Source organism: Psychrobacter sp. CR212, from assembly GCF_059693765.1.
The window spans coordinates 248,741-263,752 of the sequence record NZ_JCATIF010000003.1 but is presented as its reverse complement, the minus strand read 5'-3'; the positions used below and the strand labels follow the sequence as shown (position 1 = coordinate 263,752).

General features: G+C 44.9%; 17 protein-coding genes. 9 read left to right on the top strand and 8 right to left on the bottom strand.

Going from position 1 to position 15,012, the window contains the following annotated elements; all coding sequences use genetic code 11:
• Nucleotides 1-153 precede the first annotated feature (153 nt).
• A complete protein-coding gene (dapF, locus tag AC58CZ_RS08395) occupies nt 154-1,041 on the top strand; it encodes a diaminopimelate epimerase (RefSeq protein WP_494223984.1) in 888 nt (295 codons plus the stop codon).
• 46 nt (nt 1,042-1,087) lie between these two features.
• Nucleotides 1,088-2,113 carry a tyrosine-type recombinase/integrase gene (locus tag AC58CZ_RS08390; protein WP_494223985.1) on the top strand — a complete coding sequence of 342 codons (1,026 nt, stop codon included), beginning with the start codon at nt 1,088-1,090 and terminating at the stop codon, nt 2,111-2,113.
• A gap of 42 nt (nt 2,114-2,155) precedes the next feature.
• On the opposite strand, the gene AC58CZ_RS08385 is transcribed toward AC58CZ_RS08390, so the two are convergent.
• Nucleotides 2,156-3,055 (bottom strand): nitrilase-related carbon-nitrogen hydrolase, encoded by a 900-nt coding sequence (locus AC58CZ_RS08385; RefSeq protein ID WP_494223986.1) that lies wholly within the window; start codon nt 3,053-3,055, stop codon nt 2,156-2,158.
• Nucleotides 3,056-3,353: 298 nt separating this feature from the next.
• Here AC58CZ_RS08385 and AC58CZ_RS08380 point away from each other — a divergent pair, with 298 nt between their 5' ends.
• Together AC58CZ_RS08380 and hpf are read left to right on the top strand one after the other, a co-directional pair.
• Nucleotides 3,354-4,970 carry an RNA polymerase factor sigma-54 gene (locus tag AC58CZ_RS08380; protein ID WP_494223987.1) on the top strand — a complete coding sequence of 539 codons (1,617 nt, stop codon included), beginning with the start codon at nt 3,354-3,356 and terminating at the stop codon, nt 4,968-4,970.
• Nucleotides 4,971-5,329: 359 nt separating this feature from the next.
• A complete protein-coding gene (gene hpf / locus AC58CZ_RS08375) occupies nt 5,330-5,710 on the top strand; it encodes a ribosome hibernation-promoting factor, HPF/YfiA family (RefSeq protein ID WP_494223988.1) in 381 nt (126 codons plus the stop codon).
• 228 nt (nt 5,711-5,938) lie between these two features.
• Here hpf and thiS read toward each other — a convergent pair whose 3' ends face one another.
• The 4 genes from thiS to AC58CZ_RS08355 all read right to left on the bottom strand — a co-directional run bounded on the left by thiS (nt 5,939) and on the right by AC58CZ_RS08355 (nt 8,241).
• Entirely contained in the window at nt 5,939-6,139 is a 201-nt protein-coding gene (thiS, locus tag AC58CZ_RS08370) for a sulfur carrier protein ThiS (protein WP_058025626.1), read from the bottom strand.
• 130 nt (nt 6,140-6,269) lie between these two features.
• Nucleotides 6,270-6,644: a DUF423 domain-containing protein gene (locus tag AC58CZ_RS08365; protein ID WP_494223989.1), complete on the bottom strand. Its 375-nt coding sequence runs from the start codon at nt 6,642-6,644 to the stop codon at nt 6,270-6,272.
• Between the two features lie 24 nt (nt 6,645-6,668).
• Nucleotides 6,669-7,532, bottom strand: a complete 864-nt coding sequence (gene rpoH / locus AC58CZ_RS08360; RefSeq protein WP_201601468.1) for an RNA polymerase sigma factor RpoH — start codon at nt 7,530-7,532, stop codon at nt 6,669-6,671.
• Nucleotides 7,533-7,773: 241 nt separating this feature from the next.
• Nucleotides 7,774-8,241, bottom strand: coding sequence for a sulfurtransferase TusA family protein (locus AC58CZ_RS08355; protein WP_494223990.1), 468 nt, complete (start codon nt 8,239-8,241; stop codon nt 7,774-7,776).
• Between the two features lie 319 nt (nt 8,242-8,560).
• Here AC58CZ_RS08355 and AC58CZ_RS08350 point away from each other — a divergent pair, with 319 nt between their 5' ends.
• Complete coding sequence (locus AC58CZ_RS08350; protein ID WP_494223991.1) at nt 8,561-10,255, top strand: M48 family metalloprotease; 1,695 nt, start codon at nt 8,561-8,563, stop codon at nt 10,253-10,255.
• 104 nt (nt 10,256-10,359) lie between these two features.
• Here AC58CZ_RS08350 and AC58CZ_RS08345 read toward each other — a convergent pair whose 3' ends face one another.
• Nucleotides 10,360-10,809: a GatB/YqeY domain-containing protein gene (locus AC58CZ_RS08345; RefSeq protein WP_058025631.1), complete on the bottom strand. Its 450-nt coding sequence runs from the start codon at nt 10,807-10,809 to the stop codon at nt 10,360-10,362.
• A gap of 206 nt (nt 10,810-11,015) precedes the next feature.
• Complete coding sequence (rpsU, locus tag AC58CZ_RS08340; protein ID WP_010195908.1) at nt 11,016-11,231, bottom strand: 30S ribosomal protein S21; 216 nt, start codon at nt 11,229-11,231, stop codon at nt 11,016-11,018.
• A gap of 369 nt (nt 11,232-11,600) precedes the next feature.
• Here rpsU and AC58CZ_RS08335 point away from each other — a divergent pair, with 369 nt between their 5' ends.
• The 4 genes from AC58CZ_RS08335 to crcB all read left to right on the top strand — a co-directional run bounded on the left by AC58CZ_RS08335 (nt 11,601) and on the right by crcB (nt 14,234).
• Nucleotides 11,601-11,966: a hypothetical protein gene (locus AC58CZ_RS08335; RefSeq protein WP_494223992.1), complete on the top strand. Its 366-nt coding sequence runs from the start codon at nt 11,601-11,603 to the stop codon at nt 11,964-11,966.
• Nucleotides 11,967-12,055: 89 nt separating this feature from the next.
• Entirely contained in the window at nt 12,056-12,559 is a 504-nt protein-coding gene (locus tag AC58CZ_RS08330) for a c-type cytochrome (protein ID WP_494223993.1), read from the top strand.
• A 221-nt stretch (nt 12,560-12,780) separates the two neighbouring features.
• Nucleotides 12,781-13,818 (top strand): tRNA (adenosine(37)-N6)-threonylcarbamoyltransferase complex transferase subunit TsaD, encoded by a 1,038-nt coding sequence (gene tsaD, locus AC58CZ_RS08325; RefSeq protein ID WP_494223994.1) that lies wholly within the window; start codon nt 12,781-12,783, stop codon nt 13,816-13,818.
• A gap of 44 nt (nt 13,819-13,862) precedes the next feature.
• Nucleotides 13,863-14,234, top strand: coding sequence for a fluoride efflux transporter CrcB (gene crcB, locus AC58CZ_RS08320; RefSeq protein WP_289115664.1), 372 nt, complete (start codon nt 13,863-13,865; stop codon nt 14,232-14,234).
• A 200-nt stretch (nt 14,235-14,434) separates the two neighbouring features.
• On the opposite strand, the gene AC58CZ_RS08315 is transcribed toward crcB, so the two are convergent.
• Nucleotides 14,435-14,956: a DUF2247 family protein gene (locus tag AC58CZ_RS08315; RefSeq protein WP_494223995.1), complete on the bottom strand. Its 522-nt coding sequence runs from the start codon at nt 14,954-14,956 to the stop codon at nt 14,435-14,437.
• Nucleotides 14,957-15,012 lie beyond the last annotated feature (56 nt).

Sequence of the window (15,012 nt, the reverse complement as noted above, 5' to 3'; positions counted from 1 at the left end):
GAACGGTGGGTTTTTTTTTGGCAAATGCAAACGGCGTCTATCGAGATTTAGGTATAACGATAAGTTAGTATTTGATAGCGGTGATAATTATGATTGTATCTGACAGCGTGCTAATATAAGCCATACATAAAAATAGGATAGGACATCAAAGATATGCTAATAGAATTTACTAAAATGCATGGGCTGGGCAATGATTTTATGGTTATCGATTTGGTGACCCAGCGCTTAGATTTGACCAAGGAGTTGGTAGCGTTATTGGGAGATCGCCACCTAGGTATTGGCTTTGATCAACTGCTTGTGGTCGAGCCACCGATGCGCCCCGATGTTGATTTTAGTTACCGTATTTTTAACACGGATGGCACCGAGGTGGAGCAATGCGGCAATGGTGCGCGCTGTTTCGCCCGTTTTGTGCAAGCACGTAAACTGTCATTTAAGCAGCGTCTACGGGTTGAGACGGCGAGCGGCATTATCTCTTTGACCACTGATCGGTTTGGTTGGGTAGAGGTTGATATGGGTAAGCCCAAGTTTGAGCCAAATGAGATTCCCTTTAGCCCAAGAGCCACGACCAAAATCCAAAACACTTATCACCTCGATGTCAATGGCACACCTGTACAGCTATATGTCGCCAATATGGGCAACCCACATGCTGTTATCAAAGTTGATGACGTGCTGGACGCTGAGGTTGAGACGTTGGGCAAGGCCATTGAGTCCCATCCAGCGTTCCCAGATCGCGTCAACGTGGGCTTTATGCAAGTGATGAACCAGCGTCATATTCGTCTGCGTGTGTATGAGCGCGGCGTGGGCGAGACGCAAGCTTGCGGCACGGGCGCCTGTGCAGCAGTTGCAGTCGGTGTAAGAGAGGGCTGGCTCGATGAAGGCGAAGAAGTGCGCGCGCAGCTCTATGGTGGCAGCATGATCATCAAGTGGCAGCCTGGCTATTCAGTTATGATGACAGGTCCGACTGCTTTTGTTTATGAAGGAGTCTTTAGTCCGGATGGTTTGATGGCGCAAGCAGGTATTAAGCCAAGTTCTGAAGGCTAATATCTGTCGTTAGACAAATGATATCAATAACATGGGTGCTTCTGATATGGTTATGTCCACTCATCAAGACGGTCAGACAACGCAAACGGCACCTTGGCTATCAGCTGAGCTGGCGGCGAATATAGAGTCAGATGCCGCGCTACGAGCGTTATTAGCACCTGTCCATCGTTGGCTCAATACGCTGTCTGTGCGTAATCACTCGCCGCATACGCTGACCGCTTATTTTGCTGGCTTAAACCAACTGGCACTGTTCTTACGCGGTAAGCGTCTGACGTGGACGCGTTGTGATAAGCGCCAACTGGCTCAGCATATTAGTCAGCGTCTCGATGAAGACAAGCTTGCGCTTGCTAGCGTTCAGCAAGAGCTGTCAGCGATTCGGCATTTTTATGGTTGGCTCATAGAGGAGGATTTGGCGCGTATCAATCCAACGACCGGCTATCAGCTCAAGCGTAGCCCTAGACCATTACCCTCTATCGCTGATGTGGATTTATTGACGCAGTTACTCGATCAACAAATCCCTGATACGCCAGAGCAGGCGCGCTTGTGGTTGCGTGATAAAGCTATGTTTGAGCTGCTCTATAGTAGTGGTCTACGTGTTGGCGAGTTGGTCGCACTCGATATGGCTGATGTGGACTTGTCTGATTTACGGGTGCGAGTCACAGGTAAAGGCAATAAAACTCGTCTCGTGCCATTAGGCACAAAAGCAGCAGAAGCGATTAAACGCTATTTGCCGCACCGTCATCTGTGGGTAGAGCAGATGGACAGCGCCTTGTTCATTAGCGAAAAACTCGGCACCAGACTATCGACGCGAGCAGTACAGCAGCGTCTAAAAGTTGCGGCGACTCGCGCAGGTATTGCGCAAAACATGTATCCACATCTACTGCGTCATTGCTTTGCCTCACACATGCTGTCAGGTAGTGGTGACTTGCGTGCCGTGCAGGAGATGTTAGGACATAGCGATATCAGCACCACACAGATTTATACTCATGTTGATTTTGCCAAATTAACACAGGTCTACGATCGCGCCCATCCACGAGCCACCCACACTCAAAATGATGAAAATCCTACCTAATTGAGTAATCTACGGTTTAAGCAATCTATGTTACTTCTTAAGTTATGCCAAACGATGACAATCAAAGATAGGTAATTTCTGTCGACCTTGCACTTGAGCTTGCTTGTCTAATGATGCCATGACGATGGCGTATCCTTTATCTATGTCAGATGTCGTAGACAGATTTAGCTCACTGCTATCATGGCTCGCAATAACGCTGCCATCAAAAGCAGTAATGGTAGTATGTCCCCACGTCTGGCGAGTATTGCCATCTTTATATGCATGATCGCCGCCCTGTGCTGCACCGATCACCATGCACTGACTGTCCAAAGCACGTGCCTCTAACAATAGCGACCAATGCGCTTGTCCAGTCAGATAAGTAAAAGCAGACGGTGCACTTAATATATCAGCACCTGCTTGACGTAAGCGCTGTCCTAGAGCAGGAAAGCGCAAATCAAAACAGACCATCATACCCAACTGATAGACAGCGTCGCCGGACTCAAGAGGCGCAACCACGGTCTGCGTGCCCGGCTCAAACGTCGCCGCTTCATTGTAGCTGCCTTGCTTGTCGGCCACGGTCGCGGTGAACAGATGAATTTTATCGTATCGTGCCACTCGCGACCCGTCTGGCGCAAACAACTGACTGACTTGGCGCAGCCGACCATCAGGAACGACCATGCCATCAGGCCGATAAGGGCAAGGCAGTGAGCCTGCCAGTAGATATATATTATGAGTGCGGGCATACTCTGCCATCGTCGCTGATAGCGCGTCAAAACGCTCTGCAGTCGCAAACTGCTGGCCCATGCTACAGCAGTTTTCAGGTACGACAACGAGTTCAGCACCTTGCGATTTGGCATCAATGATCGCCGCTTTTATATTCGCTAAATTGCTATCGATGTCTTGCTGGCTATTCATTTGAATGGCAGCTGTGCTAAATTGAGAGGGCATTGTTGTGTCAGTCATGACAATATTCTCCGTGACGGGTAAGTCTTGATGGCTGCTCATGACAATTTTTTATGACGTTTTTTATTATAAAATGTTGATGATGCTGAACAAACCATTCATAGTTATCGGTTGGTTATTAAGGCAAACATGCTAAATTTGTATCACAAACATACCAATCGTATCTGGATAGGATATAAATTAACGTAGCAAAATTGTGATAAAAAATGCTATCGTCATGTCCTGTTAAGGTGACATCATCGCCTTAATTGGCAAAATAAAGACAATATGACCAAGACTGGAGTGTAATAAGCCGCCCATGAGTATGTCATTCGGATTGGCGAGCACGCTAAGCACCTCACAAAAACTGACACCGCAAATGCAGCAAGCCATTAAATTGCTGCAGCTCTCTAGTCTTGAGCTCGCACAAGAGGTTCAAGCCAAACTGGATAGTAATCCGCTGCTTGAACGTATCGAAGAGGATGATGACGAGTACGAGAATAACCGTGACGATAGAGCAGATGAGCTAAGCGAGTCATTAACACTTGATAGCTGGAACCAAAGCAGCAGTGACGCATCTAGCGCAGGATCTGATAACCATACAGACTATGGTGACGATAGCACTGACAGCTGGGAGAAACTGCAGCAATCTAGTATTGATGATGGAGCGATGGATAGTGATAGCAGCTTTGATAAAGAGAATTACGCTTCGACATCAACAGGCGCAGGCAATAATAGAGGCGATGAGGATTTTGATAGTTATCAGGGCGGTACTTCGTCGACTATCCAAGATCACGTACGTTGGCAGCTCAACTTTAAGCGCCTATCAGAAGCGGACACCCTGATTGCAGAGTATTTGATGGACTCTATGGATGACATGGGATTCATACGAATTGATATCGATGAGCTGCTACAGAGCTTTGATACCATGGCCAACTTTTATCAGTGGGATGAACGCGTTGAGTACGACGAGGTCATGGCCGTATTGCGTATGATCCAATCTTGCGATCCGATTGGCGTTGGCGCACGTCATTTGAGTGAGTGCCTAGCGATTCAGTTATCCAAGCTAGACGCCAATACTGCATATCTCAAAGAAGCAAAAGCGCTGCTAACAGCGGGCGAGCATTTAGTCAGTAACAATATCAAAGCGCTTACTGAACGGACAGGCCTTGCCCCTGAGAACATAACCCCTGCGCTTAACTTACTGCGCACCTTAAACCCTTCACCCGGATTACTCTTTCAGATCAACCAGCCTGATTATACCCAGCAGCCCGACAGTTACGACATTCCAGATGTATTAGTCACACCCATTAGGAGTCGTAAAGCCACTGCCAATGCTGAGGCATTAGAAGACGGTTGGCATGTACGCCTCAATCCTGACACCTTGCCGAAGCTGCGAGTAAACCAAGAATATGCCAATTTAGTCAAACGCGGTGATGACAGTCCTGATAATCAATACCTGCGTGAAAACCTCACCGATGCGCGCCTCTTTATCCGCAGTATTGAGGAGCGCAATCAAAACCTATTAAAGGTAGCCACTAGCATTGTACGTTATCAGCAGGAGTTTTTGCAGCACGGTGCAACGGCCATGCAGCCCCTTATTTTAAAGGCAATCGCAGAAGAAGTAAATCTACACGAGTCCACCGTTTCACGTCTCACGACCAGTAAGACGATTTTGACACCGCAAGGACTATTTTCACTAAAGCACTTTTTTTCTTCTCACGTCAGCAGTTCGGATGGCGATATCTCATCAACGGCCATCAGTGCCATGATTAAAAAGCTCATCGCTGATGAAGATCCCAAAAAACCGCTATCGGATAGCCGTATTCAAAAAGAATTATTGGCAGATGGTATCGATATTGCCAGAAGAACTGTTGCCAAATATCGTGAAGCCATGAATATTGGCTCATCTACTCAGCGCAAACAGAAGTATTAATCGTTTAAATACAGCCATCTGCAACAATTTTGAGTAATCATTGATATTTCTGTGGCAAGATATAAAAAATAAAATTTTTTGATTATATAGAAACATGATGGAAACAACAGCTATTGTTACACTTAATTACAATTTAACGTCTTGCTACTATCTCTCTTTCATGACAAATTAGAGTCATACCAACAACGAAATCTAAGTGCCAATCTATAGTATTTACTTGTAATGAATAAAGGAGACGATAAAAGGATACGTCGAAATCTTACTAGAGGCATTGGATAAGTTATTGGTAAGGCAGGATGATAAGAGCAGGAATGCGACTTCATCTGTTGAATGTAAGTTACAAATACAAGGACAATAATATGAATGTTTCTATCAGTGGTCACCATATCAGTGTTACCGAAGCTATGGACACAGTAGTTCGTGAAAAGCTTGAAAAAGTAGAGCGACACTTTGATCAGATACAGAGTATTAAAGTGATATTATCGTTAGACAATAGCGGCGCAAGTGATGGCGGTAAAAAAAGCCATAAAGCTGAAGCAATTATGCGCGTCTCAGGTCAAGAAATGTTTGTCCAAGCCTTAGAAGATGATATGTATAAAGCCATTAATGAGATGGCAGACAAACTTGATAGACAAGTACGTAAGTACAAGACCCGTCAAGAGCGCAAAAAGACTCAGGGTGCTGGGCGTGAAGATCGCTATCAAGACACCACGCCTGCTGAAGCAGTACCAGCAGCTTAATCATAGGTTTGAATAACGTTGATTAAGTGGGCAATCAGATCATCAAGAGCGTCTGAACAAGCTAAAAAATAAGAAATTTGACAAACAGCTATTTCATTCATTGGTGATCTATAAAAGAAAAAAGACCTCGAACGTTTGACACGTTGAGGTCTTTTTTAGTACGTCTCTAATGATGCGGTTAAGACTTGATAATTAATAAAAACTAATGACAGACTGAAATATAAAAAATTAGCCTCCGCCCACAGCCTGAACGACTTCTATATTCATACCTTCTACAATACGCAATTGAGCCAGCTCACTCTTTGGTGTTAGCTCACCATCTACTTCAACGGCATAGCGTCCTTGACTGAGTCCAAGTTCATTGATGACTAATTGCACTGTCTGATGAGTGGTTTGTAAGTTTTTACCATTAACACTAATGGTGCTCATATAAAATCCTCCTTAATAATTTGAGATTCCTTGTATTAACCGCAATATAGATGCTTTTAATCTTATAGGCGACTATTTGTATCTATACTCATAATATCAATCAATTTTCGGCAAGTATGAGTAGAATGGATTAATCCATTGAGTTCTCAAGTCGAAATGTAGAGATAGCAAGCCATAACCAACCTGCAATCATAAGAACCCCGCCAATGGGCGTAATCGCGCCAAACCAGCGCGGTGCTCCAAGCGTCATGGCATATAGACTACCGGCAAATATAATAATACCGGTTTGCAATAACCAAGCCGTAGCTGGAGTGGTATATTTTAAGCGTATCAGTAAGCCCACAACTAATAGACCCAGCGCATGTATGAACAAATAAAGCGTCGCGGTATGCCACCATTCAAGCTGTTGTGCGCTGACAATATTCTCCAAACCATGAGCACCAAATGCACCCAAAGCGACAGCAATAGCCATATTAATCGCAGCAATACCAATCCAATTTAACATGACAACACTCGTCTTTTTTTGATGCTATTGAATATCATCAGGTAAGATCACGCTATCAATGGTCATGGCATCACGAATTTTGTCCATCGCGTTTTTTTCGATCTGACGGACACGTTCAGCGGATATAGAGTAAACCGCGGCCAGCTCGTGCAAAGTAGATTTTTGCTCAGAGAGCCAGCGCTGCTCGACGATATCGCGTGAGCGATCGTCTAATGTCCCCATAGCAGCGATCAACGCTGACGAGTTGTTTTCTTCCCAGTCTTCTTCTTCCAACTGCTCAGCAGGATCGATGCCATCTTCCAAAAACAGCTGCGGTGCATAACGACCATCATCATCGTCACTGGATTGCGCTTCAAATGAGGCGTCATAAGAAGTCAGGCGTGACTCCATCTCGAGCACTTGCTTGCGCGTAACATTCAAGTCTTTGGCAATCGCGTCTGCTTCTTCTAGCGTGAGCTGATTGTTGGTTTTTTTTAGGCTGCGCAAGTTAAAGAACAATTTACGATGCGCTTTGGTGGTCGCAACTTTTACGATACGCCAGTTACGGATGACAAATTCGTGAATTTCAGCTTTGATCCAATGTACGGCAAAAGACACTAAGCGCACACCTTTATTGGGATCGAAACGTTTGACCGCCTTCATCAATCCCAAATTGCCTTCTTGGATTAAATCAGCTTGCGGCAGTCCATAACCTGAGTAGCTACGTGCAATATGAATGACAAAACGCAGATGTGACATTACTAACAGACGTGCTGCTTCGACATCACCTTCATCATAATAGCGATGGGCAAGTTCTTGCTCTTGTACAGTAGTCAAGATAGGGATTTGATGAACGGTATTGATGTACGCACCCAAATTGACCCCTGGCGCTGACAAATGGGTTGGCATTGCTGGCACCAAATCACGCGTACTGGTATTGCCTAACGTACTGGCGTCATAAGGTGGGCGCTGTGCAGCTGCCTTTAGTGCAGCATCGCGCGCATCGTTTTTTATAGGAGCTGTGCTGTCTTTTTTATTCGCATTCGCAGCATCAGAAGTAGTAGTAGCCATATTCTTGACCTTGGTTAAATAGTTAAGCAAATAGTCAGATAAAAATCTCTATAGTTGTAATTGTAAAGGACAGCAGCGTTTAGTTGCTATCAGTTTTGGTAATGATGAAGTGATATATTGTAGCGAAACGCTGCAATGATGTGCTACTGCCTGACAAATCAGTAACTTCGTTGACGATTAACGCTAAGTAGTCGCTCGTTTGTGTTTGCTGACTCTGACGACAAAACGCTGTGATATCAGCTTGTGAGTTGGGATCAGTCGCGACCACATATAATGAGTCACCAGCGGCTACATCGCGTAACGCAACCTTGGTTTTCAGCAGTGGCATGGGGCATGCAAGCCCGCGACCATCGACGAAACGCTTGATATTTAGTAAAGGTTGCTCTTCATCTATTTTCGTCTCAGTGCCAACATCTGGGCCATCATTCTCTACTGGCAACAAGTCTAACAGATGACTGAGCTCTTGCTGTTCTAGATCGGATAAGTTCGCTGATAAGCAAATAGAGTGTGATGCGCGTTTGATGGGTGATTGGCTATCAGCGGACATAATACAAACCTTACAAGTATCAATATTTCGGTTTCTTTATTAAAAAAGGCTCAAACAGTTATTTTGATTATCGTCAATCTATTTACGGCAACCATGAGCTTACTATTATTGTGTTTAGCCATTATACCAAATAGCCGATGTATAATTGCATTTGAATATAATCAACGCCATGTTCGGTTCATTAGAATCACACAGTCATGTTGCACAATCGTGACGGGTGGCTGAGTGATTGGTAGCTAAGCACATAGTAGAATTGACCTTATACAAACAAGCTCGTATAGTCGAAAAGACGTCGTCAACAATCTGATAGGATACGAATTTGTACCACGCTAATAGACCGCCACGACTTATTAAAGCCACCAGCCATTCGATGAATAAGCTGTCGGAAAGCTCGCTATCTAAACTATTTGGGCAAACAGATAGCCGCAACTCTGTGGTTTTATCTTTTTCAAATAGTATCAAAATCGGACTGTCAGTGACACTGCTGGTAATTGCTACAAGTGCTCATAGCAAGGATGGTGATGATAGCCAAGCTATGCCATTTGCCAATCATTCATGGCAAACAGTAGAGTCACAATCGTTAGAGCTACCCAATTTGCGCGGGCAAGGACTGAGTTTTGCTGAGCAGTATCAAAACAAAATGCTGGGTGAGTGGTCATTACAGAACATCAATGGTCGGGTCAAAATGGAGCACGACCCTTGGGTGCAAGAAACGGTAAAAGACATGACGTGGCGATTGAATGCGCAAGCCCGTCAGCAAGCACCACTTGGCTTAGTTATTCTTGATAATCCCAGCATCAATGCTTTTGCGGCACCTGGTGGAGTCATCGGGATCAATACAGGGACGATATTGGCCGCCAAAAGTATGGATGAGCTGGCAAGTGTCATCGCCCATGAAGTCGCGCACATCAGTCAACGTCACTATGAGCACAGCGCAGACGAGCGCAAAAAAGCCTTACTGATGCAAGTAGGCGGTATGTTGGCTGCGATTGCCGCATCAGCAGTCGATGGTGATGCGGCGGCGGCTGTAATGGCGGGTAGCCAGACAGCCTCTATGAATAGCAGCATGGCTTTTAGCCGTAACAACGAGCGCGAGGCCGACCGAGTAGGGATGCAAATCATGACTCAGGCAGGCTATGACCCTCGGGCAATGCCACGGTTTTTTGCCACGATGAATCAACAAAGCCAGCTCAATCAGGTTGAAAATCGCTTTTTACCAAGCTTTGTGCGCTCGCACCCGCTCAGTGATGAGCGACTGAGTGAGTCGCAGAGCCGTGCTGGGCAGTATCCCACACTGTCATTGAGCCAGCAGCAGCGCCATCAAGCCTTGTTTGATTTGCTCTATTGGCGTGTACAAGTTACTGGCAAACATGCTTCTGAAGTGACGCTCACAACCGCTGCTAAAAATAGTCTGGGTGCCAAACTTGCCTTAGTGAGTTGGTACGGAGAACAGCAGCGCATCAAAGAGGCTAATGAGGTATTGGCACAGATTAATAAACTCCCAAATACGCAGCGTCAAAGCCTAGAACCTTTACTATCGATTACTTATAGTCAGCTTTTAAGCGAACAAGGCAAATGGCAACAAGCTGCAGATATTTTAGAGAGTCAGCAGCGTCTGTATCCTGAGCGCCGTGACTTGCGTCTGTATTTGGCGGAAGCGCTGACCAATAGCAATCAGCCATTAAGGGCACAAGTACTGCTAAAACCACTCACAGAGCATCAACCAAGCGATCGCTACGCATGGCAAAGTCTGCAGCTTGCTAATGAAAAGCTCGCTAAAACCGCAACGTCACCACAACTGGCTAATATTGCAACGATTAACGCATTGCGTTATCGCAGTTATGATCAACTTTGGAATGGGCGCTATGAGAGTGCGTTGACATCACTGACGCAGGCCAAGCAATTGACGGAAAACCTGCAAGCCACAGCACAAAGCAATAGTGCGCGCCCATTGCTAGCCAATATCAACGCAGAAATCAAAGCAATAAAAACCGCCAAAGACTTTGAGCCTTAGGCGGTTTGTAAATAGTCAGTTTTTCGTACAACAACGGGTGCGCTTGAGGACATTATTTTCAGTAGTAGCAGCTCATATGCCGGCTTGCTACCCAAAATGAAAAATTAGCCTTGTAGCGCATCTTTAACCATTTTAGAGATCAACGCAGGATCAGCACGACCAGCGGTCTTGTTTTTCAGTACACCCATCACGCTGCCCATATCACGCATAGAAGTGGCACCTTGCTCTGCGATTTCCGCGTTGACCAATGCCATGATTTCATCCTGATTCATTTGCTGCGGCATAAACTCATTGATAATATCAATTTCAAACTGCTCTTTGGCCGCCAAATCATCACGGCCATTTTCAGTAAAAATAGTGAGCGACTCTTGACGTTGTTTTAGCTGTTTTTGTAGCACTTCTAATACTTGCGCGTCATCAAGCTCTGTTTGACGATCGATCTCAATTTGTTTGACCACTGATTGTACGTTGCGCAGTATTTTGACACGCTCAAGCTCACGAGCTTTCATAGAAGTTTTGATGTTGTCTGATAACGTCTGTTTAAGTTGGCTCACTGCTATTATCCTTATTCGTTTGTTAAATGCTATTTGTTAGGTACTGTTTAATAAGTTTTTTTGGGGTAAAACCTGCTGAGAGCGGGCTTTGATAAAAAAATGCGTCAGCAGTAACAACGAAAATTGTAGCATAAAAAACGCCACTGATATCGATGGATAACAGTGGCGTTAGTGTAGCACTGGTACTTAACTAATCAGATTATTGATTAGTACATACGAGTAGTACGAATAGTTTCGCGTTGTAACTTCTTCTTATAACGCTTTACGGCAGCAGCTTTTTTGCGCTTACGTACTTGCGTTGGTTTTTCATAAAACTCACGCTTACGTACGTCTGATAATACACCAGCTTTTTCACAAGCGCGCTTGAAACGACGGATAGCGATATCAACTGGTTCGTTTTCTTTAACCTTAACTGCAGGCATGAAGACTCCTCGATTAGGATGAGATATAAGGGCATTAGTTTGGCTGTGTATTAGTATTTAGCCGTAATATCTCAAGATTACTGGCATCAGCTCAAACTAGGACAATTCTCACGCATTAGCGTAAGGGCAGGTATTTTAATAAAAAATACCAACAAAGTCAATGATTTTAACGGTTTATTGTCTATTTATACTTTGTTTAAAATGTATCCAAGCTAAGCTGTCAGGTTTTAGGTGAGTTGGAGCACAAAGTTTAGTGTTAATAAAAAATCCCTACGGTCTATAACGGTTTAGTGGGAGTTTATGCTATGATATTTCCCATATTGTAGGGTCTATGAACCGTTTTGTGCGTATTTTATTGAGGATGTTAGAATGAAAAAAACAGTATTGAACACGGTGTTAAGCGCAGCTTTTATCGTAGCTTTGGGTGCGGGCGTGAGTGCTTGTAGCGGCGGCGAAGAGCACGAAGAAGTATTGGCGATTGATATGGTAGATGAAGCGGCTGAGCTGGCACGCGCAAACGCCCCTGAAGCAGAAGACATGGAGTTTCCAGAGACGGCACCGATGCCAGCGGCGGATGCAACAGCTGCAGATGGGTCAGAAGCTGATGCCACTGCTGAAGCAGGTACGGCGGATACAAGCATGGCAGACGCGACCACCCCAGCCACAGAGAATGCTGATACCGCGGCTGCGCCTGCTGCCACTGACAGCGCCGATATGGCAACACCTGCTGAATAAGCTTTTAATTAGACTCGTAATATAATATTGTGAGTCTATGAACTGCTACAAAAAATTTGGCCACAGACGCATCAAATAAAGGTAAGGTCATGATCGACATACAGCAGCATATAAAAAGACTGAACTTATCTGTTATCAGTCTGAGTGTGTTATTAGTATTGAGCGCTTGTAGTGGTGATAACGCGACTACGGAAGAGTCCAGCGCAGCCAACGAACCTGCTGCTACGAGTGTTGAAGAAACAGTTGCAACAGAATCTGAAACTACGGTGCCTGAGCCTATGGCTGAATTTGAGACTACCGACATGGTGGTTGAAGAAAAGACTGCTGTTGTCGCTGAGCCTGAAGTGCTCGCTGCAGATGCTGGTGCTAAACTTTACGAGTCAAACTGTAAAGTCTGCCATACAGCGGGTTTATTGAATGCACCGAAATATGGTGACACAGCCGCTTGGGCGACTCGTCTGACCAAAGATAAAGAGACACTATATATGCACTCCGCTAAGGGCTTTAATAAAATGCCAGCACAAGCGGTAAATGGTGTCAGTGAGGCACAAGTCAAAGCCGCTGTTGATTATATGCTCGTGTCAGTAAGCTGATGTAGTATATATAGAGTATACCAGTCATTGAAATTTGTTAAACTGACCGTCATTGTGACTGACAATGGCGGTTTTTTTATGCGCGTTTTCTATTACTATCGATTTTAAAAATATGACTGGCTGTGCGAAGCGGATTTGATTCGCTATTCAAAATTTTAAAGCGATATACAATAAAAACGCGGCAAAAAATAGTCCGAAAACAAAAGCATAAAGGCAAAAGTATGAAGGTATTGGGTTTAGAGACGTCTTGTGATGAAACTGGGCTGGCGATCTTTGATAGCGAGCAGATCAATAATGACAATCAAGGGTTGGTCGGGCAAGTACTGTACTCACAGATTGAGCTACATGCGCTCTATGGCGGCGTTGTACCTGAGCTTGCCAGTCGTGATCATATTCGTAAGCTCGTGCCCTTACTCAACGAGCTGCTTGAGCAGTGTGATATGAGTAAAAACGACATCGATGCGATTGCCTATACTAAAGGGCCAGGGCTGATCGGTGCGTTGATGACCGGCGCATTATTTGGCCGCAGTCTGGCGTATGGTTTGGATATTCCTGCCATTGGTATTCATCATATGGAAGGGCATTTGCTCGCGCCGCTTATGGGTGCCAATCCGCCCGCTTTTCCTTTTGTTTCGCTGTTGGTCTCTGGTGGTCACACTTTACTTATAGCCGCTCATGGTGTGGGACAGTATGAAATCTTGGGTGAGTCGATCGATGACGCGGCGGGTGAGTGCTTTGATAAAGCGGCTAAGATGCTAGGCTTACCTTATCCGGGTGGGCCTAATGTTGCCAAACTGGCAGAAGCTGGCAATCCTGATGCTTATGCGCTTCCAAGACCGATGCTACATCGAGGTTTGGACTTTTCATTCAGCGGTATGAAAACAGCGGTACATAACCTGATTAAAGACACTGCTGGCTCTGATAGTGATCCGCAAATTCGCGCGGATATCGCCGCGAGCTTCCAATATGCGATGGTCGATACGCTAGTAAAAAAATGCGTCAAAGCACTCAAGCAAGCAGGTATGAGCCGTCTGGTCATTGCAGGTGGCGTCAGTGCCAACACACATCTGCGCGAGACGCTAGAGACGGAGCTAGCAAAAATCAATGCCTCGGTACATTATGCACCGCCCGCGCTGTGTACAGATAATGGTGCGATGATTGCTTATGCAGGGTTTGAGCGCTTGCAGGCAGGACAGTCTGATGATCTGGCCGTTAGCTGTATTCCGCGCTGGCCAATGACAGAATTACCAGCCGTATAATTGAGCCTTTTGTCCACCAAACCTATTTGAACTAAGGACAGTCTATGCAGTGGCTTGCTATTGGTCTGGGAGCAGCATTCGGTGCTTGCCTGCGCGCGTGGCTATCGCGTTTCAATGCCTTGCACGGTTGGGTACCACTTGGGACTCTGAGCGCCAACATACTGGGCGGGCTTCTAATTGGGCTTGCGCTGGTGTGGTTTGAACGTATGGGAAGTAGTCTATCTGATCATGTGCGTGTCTTTGTGATTACCGGATTTTTGGGCGGGTTAACTACCTTTAGTACGTTTAGTGCAGAAGTATTTGGTTTTATTCATGATGGGCGGCTGCTAGCAGGCTTAGCGCTCGTTGGTTTGCATGTTGGACTGACATTATTAGCAACCGCGCTTGGGTTTTATTTCTTTAAGTGCGTACTTTGAGCTTGTATCGATATCACCTGCTTAATGAGTGGTCTGATTTAAGTGGTTATCGAAATACAGTCTGTTTTAAATGGTCTGTTAATGAGTCTAGAGGGCATAATGACTGGTTCCGCTGGGGTATACCGCAACATTACAAGATGACTAGGTAACTAGGTTATATCTCTAGTTTTGACGGCATAGTTTGTGTCAATATGACAGTGTCAGGTTTTTAACAGATAGCTATACGTCTCTAGATAGCTCTGCCAGTGATTATATATTAGGTTGCTCCTTCCTTTATCGCCACTTTCTTTAGTAGGCATATAACTGATAAACCCTACCATATCAGAAGGATAGCCAAAATCATCATAAACGCTGTTTACCTTATTAAAGTCAGCATCACTGTTAAGTCTGTTCTTAAATAACCAAAGTAAGATAATATATCGCAATCTATCATTTACACGTTCATCATCTATAGTTATGGTGCCATTCTCTCTACTTACACCACTGTCATCTATCTCTAAATATTGAACATGAGGGTTCAGATAGCTGCCGTTCAATAAAATATCAAGAGCAATTTCAAGTAAGTATTTACTGTCAGGGTAGTTAATTAGGGAAACGTCAACTATCTTTCCTAAGTCTTGTAAATCTATTATCTTGCGACTGATAGCAGAATCGACTTCCTTCTCAGATAAGACAATATCGTTTTCTTTTAAAAAAGAAAATGGAATACTAATATTTTTCACGTTTAGTTTCTCTATATCTTGAATGATACTGGTTACGGCTGCCAGTGCGATGCCTG

What these genes read in the sequence shown, in the direction of transcription:
- dapF (WP_494223984.1), top strand. Translation starts at nt 154, where the DNA reads ATGCTAATAGAATTTACTAAAATGCATGGGCTGGGCAATGATTTTATG.
- AC58CZ_RS08390 (WP_494223985.1), top strand. Translation starts at nt 1,088, where the DNA reads ATGGTTATGTCCACTCATCAAGACGGTCAGACAACGCAAACGGCACCT.
- AC58CZ_RS08385 (WP_494223986.1), bottom strand. Translation starts at nt 3,055, where the DNA reads ATGACTGACACAACAATGCCCTCTCAATTTAGCACAGCTGCCATTCAA.
- AC58CZ_RS08380 (WP_494223987.1), top strand. Translation starts at nt 3,354, where the DNA reads ATGAGTATGTCATTCGGATTGGCGAGCACGCTAAGCACCTCACAAAAA.
- hpf (WP_494223988.1), top strand. Translation starts at nt 5,330, where the DNA reads ATGAATGTTTCTATCAGTGGTCACCATATCAGTGTTACCGAAGCTATG.
- thiS (WP_058025626.1), bottom strand. Translation starts at nt 6,139, where the DNA reads ATGAGCACCATTAGTGTTAATGGTAAAAACTTACAAACCACTCATCAG.
- AC58CZ_RS08365 (WP_494223989.1), bottom strand. Translation starts at nt 6,644, where the DNA reads ATGTTAAATTGGATTGGTATTGCTGCGATTAATATGGCTATTGCTGTC.
- rpoH (WP_201601468.1), bottom strand. Translation starts at nt 7,532, where the DNA reads ATGCCAACCCATTTGTCAGCGCCAGGGGTCAATTTGGGTGCGTACATC.
- AC58CZ_RS08355 (WP_494223990.1), bottom strand. Translation starts at nt 8,241, where the DNA reads ATGTCCGCTGATAGCCAATCACCCATCAAACGCGCATCACACTCTATT.
- rpsU (WP_010195908.1), bottom strand. Translation starts at nt 11,231, where the DNA reads ATGCCTGCAGTTAAGGTTAAAGAAAACGAACCAGTTGATATCGCTATC.
- AC58CZ_RS08335 (WP_494223992.1), top strand. Translation starts at nt 11,601, where the DNA reads ATGAAAAAAACAGTATTGAACACGGTGTTAAGCGCAGCTTTTATCGTA.
- AC58CZ_RS08330 (WP_494223993.1), top strand. Translation starts at nt 12,056, where the DNA reads ATGATCGACATACAGCAGCATATAAAAAGACTGAACTTATCTGTTATC.
- tsaD (WP_494223994.1), top strand. Translation starts at nt 12,781, where the DNA reads ATGAAGGTATTGGGTTTAGAGACGTCTTGTGATGAAACTGGGCTGGCG.
- crcB (WP_289115664.1), top strand. Translation starts at nt 13,863, where the DNA reads ATGCAGTGGCTTGCTATTGGTCTGGGAGCAGCATTCGGTGCTTGCCTG.